This is a genomic window from Paludisphaera rhizosphaerae, assembly GCF_011065895.1.
Taxonomy (GTDB): domain Bacteria; phylum Planctomycetota; class Planctomycetia; order Isosphaerales; family Isosphaeraceae; genus Paludisphaera; species Paludisphaera rhizosphaerae.
On record NZ_JAALCR010000019.1, the window covers coordinates 85,375 to 98,643 of the forward strand.

General features: G+C 68.1%; 7 protein-coding genes. All 7 read left to right on the plus strand.

Annotated features, from left to right (window positions below; genetic code table 11):
* Positions 1-78: 78 nt before the first annotated feature.
* The 7 genes from G5C50_RS22465 (at position 79) to G5C50_RS22495 (ending at position 13,269) form a co-directional block, all read left to right on the plus strand.
* A complete protein-coding gene (locus G5C50_RS22465; protein WP_165073172.1) occupies positions 79-1,719 on the plus strand; it encodes a dipeptidase in 1,641 nt (546 codons plus the stop codon).
* Between the two features lie 147 nt (positions 1,720-1,866).
* The gene (locus G5C50_RS22470) at positions 1,867-6,954 is read left to right on the plus strand and encodes a PVC-type heme-binding CxxCH protein (protein ID WP_165073174.1); all 5,088 of its coding nucleotides are present in this window, start codon (positions 1,867-1,869) and stop codon (positions 6,952-6,954) included.
* A 238-nt stretch (positions 6,955-7,192) separates the two neighbouring features.
* Positions 7,193-9,031 (plus strand): amidohydrolase, encoded by a 1,839-nt coding sequence (locus G5C50_RS22475; RefSeq protein WP_165073176.1) that lies wholly within the window; start codon positions 7,193-7,195, stop codon positions 9,029-9,031.
* A 287-nt stretch (positions 9,032-9,318) separates the two neighbouring features.
* A complete protein-coding gene (locus tag G5C50_RS22480; RefSeq protein ID WP_240907317.1) occupies positions 9,319-9,966 on the plus strand; it encodes a M17 family peptidase N-terminal domain-containing protein in 648 nt (215 codons plus the stop codon).
* 76 nt (positions 9,967-10,042) lie between these two features.
* Positions 10,043-11,044 carry an isopenicillin N synthase family dioxygenase gene (locus tag G5C50_RS22485; RefSeq protein ID WP_165073178.1) on the plus strand — a complete coding sequence of 334 codons (1,002 nt, stop codon included), beginning with the start codon at positions 10,043-10,045 and terminating at the stop codon, positions 11,042-11,044.
* Positions 11,045-11,082: 38 nt separating this feature from the next.
* Complete coding sequence (locus tag G5C50_RS22490; RefSeq protein WP_206107807.1) at positions 11,083-11,697, plus strand: nitroreductase family protein; 615 nt, start codon at positions 11,083-11,085, stop codon at positions 11,695-11,697.
* A gap of 105 nt (positions 11,698-11,802) precedes the next feature.
* Positions 11,803-13,269 (plus strand): DUF1501 domain-containing protein, encoded by a 1,467-nt coding sequence (locus G5C50_RS22495; protein ID WP_165073180.1) that lies wholly within the window; start codon positions 11,803-11,805, stop codon positions 13,267-13,269.

Sequence of the window (13,269 nt, forward strand, 5' to 3'; positions counted from 1 at the left end):
GTGCCCCCCGGCGCGGGGGAGCTATCTTCGACGGCTCCTCTCAGGACGGTCGAACAGGGAAGGAAGGGAGATCCGAGCATGATCTGGGATCGATGGGTGTTCCGTCTCGTCGCGGCCGCGTGCGCGACGGCCTCGGCCGTCGCGCCGGCCAGGGCCTGCACCAGCATCCTCGTGAGCCGCGGCGCCTCGCGCGACGGCTCGGTGATGGTGACGTACTCGGCCGACGCCCCGTTTATGCCCAAGCTCCTGCGGGTGGCCGGCGGGAAGTGGCCGGCCGGCTCGACGGTCGAGGTCAAGGCCTGGGAGGACGACGAGGTCCGAGGCACGATCCCCCAGGCCGAGCGGACCTACACGGTCGTCGGCCTGATGAACGAGAACCAGGTCTCGCTGGTGGAGACCACCACCGGCGGCCGCTCGGAGCTGGTCGATCCGAAGGGGAAGCTCGACTACGACGCCCTGATGATGCTGGTCCTCCAGCGCGCCAAGACCGCCCGCGAGGCGATCGGCCTGGTCGACTCGCTCTGCCGCGAGCACGGCTACAGCAGCTCGGGCGAGAGCTTCTCCATCGCCGACAAGAACGAGGTCTGGCTGATGGAGCTGATCGGCAAGGGCCCCGGGACCAAGGGGATCGTCTGGGTCGCCGCGCGCGTCCCCGACGGCTGCATCACGGCCCACGCCAACATGAGCCGGATCACCACCTTCCCGATGAACGATCCGGAGAACTGGCTCCACTCGCCGGACGTCATCCAGTTCGCCGCCGATCGCGGCTACTACCGGACCGATTCGGGCAAGCCGTTCAGCTTCCGCGACGCCTATCATCCGGATCAATCCGCCTCGGCCCGACGCGCCTGCGCAGGGAGGGTCTGGAGCGTCTACCGGCGGTCGACTCCGTCGGCGAACTTCTCCGACGCCTGGTTCCGCGGCGAGGAAGGGTCTGAGGACTACCCCCTCTTCATCAAGCCCGACCGACCGCTGGAACTCGCCGACGTTATGGGCCTGATGCGCGACCACTACGAAGGGACCCCCTACGACATGACCAAGGGGGTCGACGCCGGACCGTTCGGCAGCCCCCTGCGGGCCCGCGACCTGAAGTTTAAGGTCGACGGCAAGGACTACATGTGGGAGCGGCCGATCTCCACCCAGCAGGCCGGCTTCGTGGTCGTCAACCAGATGCGGGCGAACCTCCCCGACGCCGTCGGCGGGGTCTCGTGGTTCACCCCCGACGAGGCGTCGACCTCGTGCTTCACCCCCCTGTACTGCTCGATCGACGCCCTCCCCGCGTCTTACGTGAGCGGCGACTACGGCAAGTTTTCGTGGGATTCGGCCTGGTGGGTCACGAACCTGGTCTCCAACCTGACCTACGACCGCTGGTCGCGCGTCTTCCCCGACGTCAAGAAGGCCCAGGCCGAGCGTGAGGGGGCCCTGCTGAAGATGCAGCCGGTCGTCGAGGAGACCGCGACGAAGCTGGCGGCCGACGACCCGACGCTCACGCGGGCGTTCCTCACCAATTACTCCGTCTCCACGGCCTACGCCGTCTTCCGCCGCTGGCGCGAGCTGGCCGAGGCGATTCTCACCAAGCACGTCGACGCCTACCAGAAAGACGACCGGGGCGAAGCCCAGGCCCCCGGATATTCCCCCGAATGGCTCCGCAAGGTCGTCGCCGGAGAATCCGGCGCACGCCTTAAACTGCCCGCGAACGTCGGCGGCGCCGACCACTGAGCGCGCGGTTCAAGTTGGCGATTGAAAAACGCCCGGTCGCGCCGGACAATGGAGTTTCGCGCGAACACGAATGAAAGGCCCGCATGTTTCGCGGGGCCCCCAACGGGCCCCGGCGGGCTTCTTCCACGCGGCACAAGGGGAAGGGCGATGGAGATTCACCGTCACTTCGAGAAGCGACGGCGGCCCGGAGCGAGCAGGGCGTCCACGTCGTCGGCTGCAGCCGTGGTCGCGACGATCTGGGCCCTGGCGATCTCGGCTTCGGTCGGACTCGCCAAGGACGGCCGGCTGCCCGACCCCCGCCTGGAACTCGCCAAGGGCGCCCACGTCAGCGTCATCGGCAACACGCTCCCCGACCGCATGCAGCACACCGGCTGGCTCGAAGCCGTCATGCACAGCCGGTTCCCCGATCACGAGCTGACCGTCCGCAACCTGGCTTTTTCCGGCGACGAGCTGACGATCCGCCTCCGCTCCGCCGCCTTCGGCACGCCCGACGAATGGCTGACGAAGAACCGAACGGACGTCGTCTGCGCGTTCTTCGGCTACAACGAGTCGTACGGCGGTCTGGCCCAGTTCCGGACGGACCTCGACGAATTCATCAAGCACACGCTGGCGCAGAAGTACAACGGCGAGTCGGCCCCGAAGCTCGTCCTCTTCTCTCCGATCGCCTTCGAGGATCTGCACGACCCCTCGCTCCCCGACGGCAAGGACGTCAACCTCCGGCTGGAGCGGCTCACGGCCGTCATGTCCGACCTGGCCGAGACCCGCAACATCCGGTTCATCGACCTGTTCCACCCGACCCAGAAGCTCTACGCCAAGGCCGAGAAGCCGCTGACCATCAACGGCATCCACCTCACCTCCGAGGGAGACAAGGCGGTCGCCGAGATCGTCGAACGGGCTCTCTTCGGCGACAACAAGGTGCAGGATCCTGTCCAGTTCGCCAAGCTGCACAAGGCCGTCCTCGACAAGTCCGACGTCTGGTTCAACCGCTATCGGACGGTCGACGGCTACTCCATCTACGGCGGCCGCGCCGACCTCGCCTTCGTCGAGAAGCAGACCAACCGCGTGGTCGCCCAGCGTGAGATGGAAGTCCTCGACGTGATGACGGCCAACCGCGACAAGCAGATCTGGGCCATCGCCCAGGGGGGCGACCCCGGTCCGGTCGACGACTCCAACACCCCGCCGTTCATCCCGGTCGTCACCAACAAGCCCGGCGCGGGGCCCGACGGCGCCCACATCTATCAGGGCGGTGAGGAAGCCATCTCCAAGATGACCCCCGGCAAGAGCCTGAAGGTCAACCTGTTCGCCTCCGAGGAGACGTTTCCCGACCTGGCCAAGCCGGTGCAGATGACGTTTGACGCCAAGGGCCGGCTCTGGGTCGCCTGCTGGCCGACCTATCCGCACTGGAAGCCCAAGTCCCCTCGCAACGACAAGATCATCATCCTGGAAGACACCGACGGCGACGGCAAGGCCGACAAGCAGACCACCTTCGCCGACGACCTCCACTGCCCGACCGGCTTCGAGATCATCCCCCAGGGCGTGCTGGTCGCCCAGGCCCCCGACATCATGCTGCTGAAGGACACGAACGGCGACGACAAGGCCGACGAGCGCGTCCGCGTTCTGAGCGGCGTCGACTCGGCCGACACCCACCACACCTCCAACAGCTTCCGCGTCGGTCCCGGCGGCGACGTCTACTTCCAGGAAGGGACGTTCCACCACTCCCAGATCGAGACCCCGTTCGGCCCGCCGATCCGCAACGCCAACGCCGGCGTCTATCGGTACGAGCCGAGGTCGCAGAAGATCGACGTCTACGTCACGTACCCGTTCGCCAACCCTCACGGCCACGTCTTCGACCGCTGGGGGCAGGACTTCGTCACCGACGGCACGGGCAACGTCAACTACTACGCCACGGCCTTCTCGGGGCACCTGGAGTTTCCCGACAAGCACCGGCCGGTGAAGCCGTACTTCCAGCAGCGCACCCGCCCGTGCGCCGGGACCGAGATCCTCTCCAGCAAGCACTTCCCCGAAGACTGGCAGGGCGACCTGCTGGTCTGCAACGTGATCGGCTTCCAGGGGATCCACCGCTACAAGTACCAGGACGCCGGATCCGGCTTCACGGCCGTCGAGCAGGAGCCGCTGGTCTTCTCCAGCGACACCAACTTCCGGCCCTCCGACGTTGAGACCGGCCCTGACGGCGCTATCTACTTCCTCGACTGGCACAACCCGCTGATCGGCCACATGCAGCACAACCTGCGGGATCCCAGCCGAGACGCGACCCACGGCCGGATCTACCGCGTCACCTACGAGGGCCGGCCGCTCTCGGAGAAGGCCGTCATCGCGGGCCGGTCGATCGAGGAGCAGCTTGAGCTGCTGAAGTCGCCCGAGGACCGCGTCCGCTACCGCGTGAAGGCCGCCCTGTGCGCCACCGACCCGGCGAAGGTCCTGCCCGCTCTGGCCTCCTGGCTGAACAAGCTCGACCCCAACGATCCGGCGCTTGAGCATCACGTCCTGGAAGCCCTGTGGGTCCACCAGACGTACGACCTGGTGAACCTGGACCTCCTCCGTCGCTGCCTGACGGCGACCGACCCCCGGGCTCGCGCCGCCGCCGTCCGCGTTCTCTGCTGCTGGCGAGACCGGGTGCCCGACGTGATCGACGTCCTCCGCAAGCTGGCTCGCGACGAAAACCCGCGCGTCCGGCTGGAAGTCGTCCGCGCGGCGAGCTTCTTCGAGGAGCCTGACGCCCTGGACGTCGCCCTGAGCACGACTGAGCTTCCTTCCGACTACTACCTGGATTACACCCGCGGCGAAACCCTCCGGGCGCTGGAGCCGGTGGTGAAGAAGGCTCTGCGGGAGGGCCGCGAGATCGAGTTCCGCAGCGAGGCCGCCGCTCGCTACTTCCTCGACCGCGCCGCGGCCGAGGATCTGATCCAGATGAAGCGGACGGCTCCGGTCCTCCGCGAGATCCTCTTCCGCTCCGGCGTCCGCGAGGACGACCGCCGCAAGGCCCTGGCCGAGCTTTCGGCCTCGCTGGGCTTCACCCCGGCGAAGGTGCTGGCGGAACAGCTTTCGGCCCGCGACGCCGAGGGCGCGGCGGCGATCGACGACGCGGTGGCGATGGAACTGGCCCGAATGCTCGGCGAGCGCGACCGGGCCGAGCTGACCGCCGTTCGGCCGCTGGCCGAGACCCTGGCGACCTCCGCCAAGTCTCCCATCGTCCGCCGGATCGGCCTGGCGACGCTGGTCGCCGCCGACGGCTCGGCCGACCCCGCGTGGACGCTCTCGCTCCGCTCGGCCGCCGGCCTCCGCGACTTCCTGGCCGCGGCCCCGCTGATCCGCGACCCGATCGTCCGCTCGGGCCTCTACTCGAAAATCGAGCCTCTGCTGCACGACCTTCCCGCGAACCTCGCCGGTCCCAAGGGGGGCAAGGGGACGGTCGGCCGCTACGTCCGCGTCGCCCTTCCCCGCCGCGGGACGTTGACCCTGGCGGAAGTCGAGGTGATGAGCGACGGCCGCAACATCGCCCTCGGCTGCAAGGCCTCGCAGAAGAACACCGCCAACGACGGCGTGGCCTCCCGGGCCGTCGACGGCCAGACCTCCGGTCTGTACAGCATGAGCAGCCAGACCCACACCCAGGAGAACACCGACTCCCCCTGGTGGGAGGTCGACCTCGGCGACGAGTACCCGATCGAGGCGATCGTGATCCACAACCGCCGCGATGGGAACCTCGGCCGTCGGCTCCAGGGATATGAGCTGTCGATCCTCGACGGTTCTCGCCAGGTCGTCGACCGCCGGGCCGACCTGCCGGCGCCCGAGACCAAGGCCCGCCAGGACTATGCGGGCGACGGCCCCGCCGGCGTGGTCCGACGCGCCGCGATGGACGCCCTGACCACCCTCCGCGGCCATGAGGCCGAGACCTTCCGGGCCCTGGCGAAGTTCGTCCGCGACGGCGTCGACCGTCCGGCCGCCATCCTGGCCATCCAGAAACTGCCGGCGACCACCTGGCCGTCCGACGAACTCCCGACGCTGGCCGACGCCCTCCTGAAGAACGTCGCCGCGATCCCCGTCGCCGACCGTCGCACCCCCGCGGCGCTCGACGCCCTGCAACTCGGGGACATGATCGCCGCCAATCTTCCGGCCGACCGGTCCAAGGCCGTCCGCAAGGCGCTCGGCGAACTGGGCGTCCGGGCGATCCGGATCGGCACGGTTCTCGAACAGATGCGCTACGACGTCGACCGGATCGTCGTCCAGGCGGGTCGGCCCGTCGAGTTCGTCTTCGAGAACGTCGACGTGATGCCCCACAACTTCGTGGTGACCCAGGCCGGGTCGCTCGAAGAGGTGGGCCAACTCGCCGAGGCCACCGGCCTCCAGCCCGACGCGATGAAGCGGCAGTACGTTCCGCCCTCGAACAAGATCCTGCTGGCGAGCAAGCTGCTCCAGCCCCGCGAGGTCGAGCGGATCGCCTTCACTGCGCCGACGACCCCGGGCGTGCTGCCTTACGTCTGCACGTACCCCGGCCACTGGCGGCGGATGTACGGGGCCCTCTACGTCGTGGAGGACCTGGACGAGTATCTCGCCTCGCCCGAGGGCTATCTGGCCGCCCACCCGCTGCCGATCGCCGACGAGATGCTGAAGTCGACGCGGCCCCGGACGGAGTGGACCTTCGACGACCTCAAGGCGTCGATCGCCCAGCTCGACCCCGCCGCCTCGGGCGACGTGGGCCGGTCGTACCAGAACGGCCGCCAGCTCTTCCAACTGGCCTCGTGCGCCTCGTGCCACCAGGTCGGCGGCGTCGGCGCCGTGTTCGGCCCGGATCTGGCGAAGCTCGATCCCAAGCAGACCCCGGCCGACCTGTTGAAGAACGTTCTCGACCCCTCGGCGAACATCAACGACAAGTACGCCGGCTACGCCCTCGAGCTGTCCTCCGGCCAGGTCGCCAACGGTCTGATCGTCGAGGAGACGGCCGACGCCATCAAGCTCGTGGAGAACCCGCTGGCCAGCGTCGTCCCGCGGGTCATCCCCAAGGCCGAGGTCGAAGCGCGGGCCAAGTCCAAGGTCTCGATCATGCCCAAGGGCCTGCTTGACAAGCTGACCCGCGAGGAGATCCTGGACCTCATCGCGTACGTCGCCGCCGCCGGCGATCCCAACCATCCTCTCTTCCGCTCCGCCCACGCCGGCCACGGCCATGGGCATGGGCCGGCTCACCCCCCTGCCGCTGCTGCGAGCGGCTCTGGGCACTGAGCCCGGCCAGGTCCGACGCGGGGAGTTGCCCTTGGGGTCCATGGCCACGCAAGCGTGGCCATGGACCGGCATGGGATGATCGCGCGGCCGTCGCCGATTGCATGGCCACGCAAGCTTGGCCATGGACCCCAGCAAGCGGATCTGGATACCGAGCGAGACCGATTCGCCGCGCCTCCTGGACTCTCCGTTTGGCCGTGGATTTGCGGGAATGGCGTTCCATCTCAACGAGGAGCCGACGATGTCGAACGCCCCCGAACTCATCCTGCGCAACGGCCGAATTGCTACCCTCGATACTCACAAGCCGTTTGCGCAGGCCGTGGCGATCGCCGGCGGCCGATTCGTCGCCGTGGGCGACGACGCCGAGGTGATGAGGCTCAAGACCGACGCGACGAAGGTCGTCGACCTTCAGGGCCGCACGGCCGTCCCGGGCCTGAACGACTCCCACCTGCACCTGATCCGGGGCGGACTCAACTACAACATGGAGCTGCGCTGGGACGGCGTCCCCAGCCTGGCCGACGCCCTGCGGATGCTCAAGGAACAGGCCCGGCGCACGCCGCCGCCGCAGTGGGTCCGGGTCGTCGGCGGCTGGAACGAATTCCAGTTCGCCGAGCGTCGGCTCCCCACGCTGGCGGAGATCAACGCCGCCGCGCCCGAGACTCCCGTCTTCATCCTTCACCTGTACGACAGCGCCCTGCTCAACGCCGCCGCCCTCCGCGCCTGCGGATACACCAAGGACACGCCAAACCCGCCCGGCGGTGAGATTCAGCGCGGCAAGAACGGCGAGCCCACCGGCCTCCTGATCGCGCGCCCCAACGCCAGCATCCTCTACTCGACCCTGGCCAAGGGGCCCAAGCTTCCCCCCGAATTCCAGGAGAACTCCACCCGGCATTTCATGCGCGAGATGAACCGACTGGGGATCACCAGCGCCATCGACGCCGGCGGCGGGTTCCAGAACTACCCCGAGGATTACCAGGTGGTCGACGCCCTCCACAAGAAGGGCGAGATGACCGTCCGCATCGCCTACAACCTCTTCACCCAGCGCCCCAAGCACGAGTTCGACGACTTCTCCAAATGGGTCGCGATGACCAAGCCCGGAGCCGGTGACGACCTCTACCGGGTGAACGGCGCGGGCGAGATGCTCGTCTTCTCGGCGGCCGATTTCGAGGACTTCCTCGAACCTCGCCCCGACCTGCCGGACACGCTGGAGGACGAGCTGCACAAGGTCGTGAAGCTCCTGGCCGAGCACCGTTGGCCTTTCCGCATCCACGCGACGTATAACGAGTCAATCACCCGTTTCCTCGACGTGTTCGAGCGGGTCGACCGCGAGGTCCCCTTCGACGGCCTGCGCTGGTTCTTCGACCACGCGGAGACGATCGACGAGCGGAACCTGGAGCGTGTGAAGGCCCTGCAAGGCGGGATCGCCGTGCAGCACCGGATGGCCTACCAGGGCGAGTACTTCATCGACCGTTACGGCGCCGAGGCCGTCGCGCATTCGCCGCCGTTCAAGAAGATGCTGGCGATGGGCGTCCCCGTCGGCGCGGGGACCGACGCCACCCGCGTCGCCAGCTACAACCCCTGGGTCGCCCTGTACTGGTTGACCGCCGGCAAGACGGTCGGCGGCGCGACGCTCTACCCTGAGGCGAACCGCCTGGACCGCACGGAAGCCCTCCGTCGCTACACCCACGGCAGCGCCTGGTTCTCCGGCGAGGAAGATTCCAAAGGCCTTGTGGCGCCCGGATACCTGGCCGACCTCGCGGTCCTCAGCGACGACTACTTCTCGGTCCCCGAGGAACAGATCAAGGGGATTGAATCCGTTCTGACCATCCTCGGCGGCAGGCCCGTCTACGCCCGCGACGAGTTCCGCGACCTTGACCCGCCCGTGCTCCCCGTCATGCCGGACTGGTCGCCGGTGAAGTTCTACGGCGGTTACTATTCCGCGGCCGCCTCGTCCGCGGTCGTCCAACGCGCCTGTTGTTCGCCTTCGCCGTCAAGGCTCCATGCCTGGCTCCACAAGCTCGGCGGCGCCTTCGACGGGCCTCGCGGCTTCGGGCTCGGCTGCGACTGCTTCGCATTCTGACGACTTCAACACGACGGCGAGGAGATCAAAACGGGGTGCCATGCCCACGCTCGTCGTGGGCATTCGATCGGCGACGGTCGCGCAATCTTCATACGCCGATCCATGGCCGCGCAAGCGTAGCCAGGCCGCCCCGAGTTAGGTAGAGAGCGGACCTCGAAACAACTCGGTGCTGCTGGTTGATGGGTTTCAAGAAAGGCGAAGATATGGGTAGACGTCGAATCGTCCTGCGCCTCGCGTGCCTCGTCGCGGCTTCTATTCCCGTCGCGCAAACCTTGGCGCAGGAGCCGGTGAAAGAGACCGTCCTGACCGCCCCGCGCGGGCTGCCGGTGAAGGTTCGGATGGAGGGGCCGTACACGGCCGTCGCCTCGCTGCAGGTCGTCTGCTACTTCAAGCACAAGCCGACGGGCGACTTCGCCAGGGGCGCTCCGGTCGAGCTGGACAAGCACATGGGCGGCGTGATCGCCTCGCTCCGCGATCGCGAGGAGTTTCGCGGCGATCCGCTGGAAACGATCCTGCTGACGCCCCCGCCGAACGCCATCAAGGCCCAGGCGCTCTTGCTGATCGGCCTGGGGGATGAGGCGATGCTCTCGACGGGCCTGATGGAGCAAGTCGGCCGCGCTGCGGTCCGCGAGGCGTCCCGGCTGCGGGCGGCGACCGTCGCCTTCGCCCCGCTCATCCGCGACCAGGGGAACGACACGATCGGCACGGGCGAGATCGAGCGGGCCGTCACCCGCGGCGTGTTCCTCGCCTACGACACCGAGAAGCGGCTTCAGGAGCAGGGGCTCGCCCCCGCATGGACGCTCGAAAGCTGGGAGGTCGAGGCCGGGCCCGCCTTCTACGACGAGACGATCGCCGGCGTCCAGAAGGCGATCGCTGAGGCCGCGGCCGCCATCGCTGCTCGATCGACCGAGCCCTATCGTCGGCCCGCACGATGAGGATCAACCCCTTCGCCTCCGGTTTGTGCGATGGTATGGTTGGCGAGGAAACATCGGCTTCAACGCGAGGCTTCGCATGGACTCAGCGGGCGACTTCTCCCACATCCCGGTGATCGACGTCGCCGAGCTTGTCGCGGGCGCGCCGGGGCGGTTCGAGGTCGCCGAACGCCTGGGCGAGGCGTGTCGCGAGAGCGGCTTCTTCTACGTCGTCGGCCACGGCGTCGACGATGACTTGCAGGGGCGCTTATATGAATTGAGCCGCACCTTCTTCGCGCGGCCCGTCGAGGAGAAGATGCGGATCCGGATGGCCCTCGGCGGTCGGGCCTGGCGGGGATACTTTCGCGTCGGCGACGAGCTGACCTCGGGCAAGCCCGACCAGAAGGAGGGCGTCTACTTCGGCGCCGAGCTTTCGCCCGACGATCCCCGCACCCTGGCCGGCAAGCCGCTGCACGGCCCCAACCTCTTCCCCGTCGAGCCGCCGGGCTTTCGCGAGGCCGTCCTCGACTACATGGCCGCGCTCACGACGCTGGGCCATCGCCTGATGGCGGGCCTCGCGCTGAGCCTGGGGCTGGAGGAGTCGTACTTCGCCGAGACGCTCACCGGCGACCCTCTCGCACTCTTCCGCATCTTCAACTATCCGCCGCCCGCCGATACCTCGCTCTGGGGCGTCGGCGAGCACACCGACTACGGCCTGCTGACGATCCTGCTCCAGGACGACGCCGGCGGCCTTGAGGTGAAGTCGCGGTCGCAGTGGGTCCCAGCGCCTCCCCTGCCCGGCTCGTTCGTCTGCAACATCGGCGACATGCTCGACCGGATGACCGGCGGCCTGTATCGCTCGACGCCGCATCGCGTTCGCAACCCCGCCCCACGCGACCGGCTCTCGTTCCCGTTCTTCTTCGACCCGTCCTTCGACGCGCCCGTTCGACCGATCGCGATCCCCGGCTGCAGCCCGATCGCCGATGACAGGGACGAGCGCTGGGACCGCGCCAGCGTCCACGCCTTCCAGGGGACCTACGGCGATTACCTGCTCGCCAAGGTCGGCAAGGTGTTCCCGGAGCTGCGGGCGTCGGTGCTGTGACCTGAATGTTCTTCAGCCATGAATCGGAGTCCTCGACCATGAACCTCGACGAGATCCACAAGGCCAAGGCCGATCACCCGATCCACGAGCTGTTCGCTCGCCGCTGGAGCCCTTACGCGTACTCCGACAAACCCGTCTCCGACGCCGATCTGCGGTCGTTGTTCGAGGCGTCGCGGTGGGCGGCCTCGTCGTACAATGAGCAGCCGTGGTCTTACATCGTGGCGACGAAGGCCGACCCGGAGGCTCATGCGAAGCTTCTCTCGTGTCTCGTCGAGGGGAACCAGGCCTGGGCGGCCATTGCGCCGGTGCTGGCGATCGGCTGCACCAGCCTGCACTTCAAGCATAACGGCAAGCGGAACGCGGCCGCCGAGCACGACCTGGGCGCGGCCAGCTTCAGCCTGGCCCTCCAGGCCGTGGCGCTGGGGCTGCACGCCCACCAGATGATCGGCATCCACCCGGATCGCGTCCGCGAACTTTACAAGGTTCCTGAGGGCGTCGAGCCGCTGACGGGCATCGCCGTCGGCTACCTTGGCGACATCAACGACCTCCCGGAGAACATCCGCGGCCGCGACACCGCCGCCAAGCCGCGCAAGCCGCTTGCGGAGTTCGTCTTCGGCGAGGCCTGGGGGACGACCTCGCCGCAGATCGGTTGATGCGATTCAACAGCCGACCTTGGCCGTCGCGCGGAGTTTCGCGATAATGGAGATCAGCAAGATCGAGTGGTCCGAATCCTCCCCCGCCCAGCGAGGCTGTATCCGATGTCGCGCAACACGCCCTTCGATCGCCTGGCTGCCTGGAATCTGCACCGCACGCGCCGGCACTTCTTCCGGGAATGCGGCGTGGGTGTTGGGAAGATGGCGCTGGCGTCGCTGCTGATGCAGCAGTCGCAGGGGGGCGCACGGGCTTCCGAGATTGCGATCCCGGGCGATCCGATGGCGCCTCGGGCCCCGCATTACGCCCCCAAGGCGAAGCGGGTGATCTTCATGTTCATGGCTGGAGCGCCCAGCCAGCTTGATCTCTTCGACAACAAGCTGGAACTGACCCGGCACGACGGCAAGCCCATCCCCGCCGAGGTCGTGAAGGACCAGCGCTACGCTTTCATCCGACCCGACGCCAGCCTGATGTCGTCGCGGTACAAGTTCGGCCGGTACGGCGAGTCCGGGGCCGAACTGTCGGAGATGCTGCCGAACCTGGCGAAGGTGGTCGACGACATCGCCCTCGTCAAGTCGATGCACACCGACCAGTTCAATCACGCCCCCGCGCAGATCTTCATGGAGACCGGCTCGCCCTTCCCGGGCCGGCCGGCGATCGGCTCGTGGGCCGTCTACGGGTTGGGGAGCGAGTCGACCGACCTGCCGGGCTTCGTCGTCCTGTCGTCGGGCGCCGGCCTCAGCGGCGGGGCGGCGCTCTGGTCCAGCGGGTTCCTCCCCACGTCGTTCCAGGGGGTGCCGTTCCGCTCGAAGGGAGACCCGATCCTCGACGTCGCCAGCCCGTCGGGCGTTGATCGCCGCTTCGACCGCGACTCGCTCGACCTGATCCGCGACCTCAACCGCGACCATCTCGGAGCCGTGGGCGATCCCGAGATCGCCACCCGCGTCGCTGCTTACGAGATGGCCTTCCGCATGCAGGCCAGCGCTCCGGAACTGATGGATCTCTCAGGCGAGGACCCCGAGACCCTGGCCCTCTACGGCGTCACCCCGGGCAAGCCGTCGTTCGCGATGAACTGCCTCCTCGCGCGGCGACTGGTCGAGCGCGGCGTTCGGTTCATCAACCTCTTCCACGAAGGTTGGGACCACCACTCGGACGTCGCAGGCGGCCTGAAGGGCCAGTGCGGGGCGACCGACAGAGGCTCCGCCGCCCTGGTGATGGACCTGAAGCGCCGGGGGCTGCTGGAAGACACCCTGGTCGTCTGGGGGGGCGAATTCGGCCGCACGCCGATGGTCGAATCCAACGCGGCGCTCGGCCGCAGCATGGGCCGCGACCACCACCCGCAGGCGTTCACCATGTGGCTCGCCGGCGGCGGGATCAAGCCGGGGCAGACCATCGGCCGGACCGACGACCTGGGCTTCCACATCGTCGAGGACCCGATCCACGTCCACGACCTCCAGGCCACCATCCTCCACCTGCTGGGCTTCGACCACACCCGACTCACCTTCCGCTCGCAGGGCCGCGACTTCCGACTCACGGACGTTCACGGTGAGGTCGTCAAGAAGCTCCTGGCCTGA

What these genes read in the sequence shown, in the direction of transcription:
- G5C50_RS22470 (WP_165073174.1), top strand. Translation starts at nt 1,867, where the DNA reads ATGGAGATTCACCGTCACTTCGAGAAGCGACGGCGGCCCGGAGCGAGC.
- G5C50_RS22485 (WP_165073178.1), top strand. Translation starts at nt 10,043, where the DNA reads ATGGACTCAGCGGGCGACTTCTCCCACATCCCGGTGATCGACGTCGCC.
- G5C50_RS22475 (WP_165073176.1), top strand. Translation starts at nt 7,193, where the DNA reads ATGTCGAACGCCCCCGAACTCATCCTGCGCAACGGCCGAATTGCTACC.
- G5C50_RS22490 (WP_206107807.1), top strand. Translation starts at nt 11,083, where the DNA reads ATGAACCTCGACGAGATCCACAAGGCCAAGGCCGATCACCCGATCCAC.
- G5C50_RS22495 (WP_165073180.1), top strand. Translation starts at nt 11,803, where the DNA reads ATGTCGCGCAACACGCCCTTCGATCGCCTGGCTGCCTGGAATCTGCAC.
- G5C50_RS22465 (WP_165073172.1), top strand. Translation starts at nt 79, where the DNA reads ATGATCTGGGATCGATGGGTGTTCCGTCTCGTCGCGGCCGCGTGCGCG.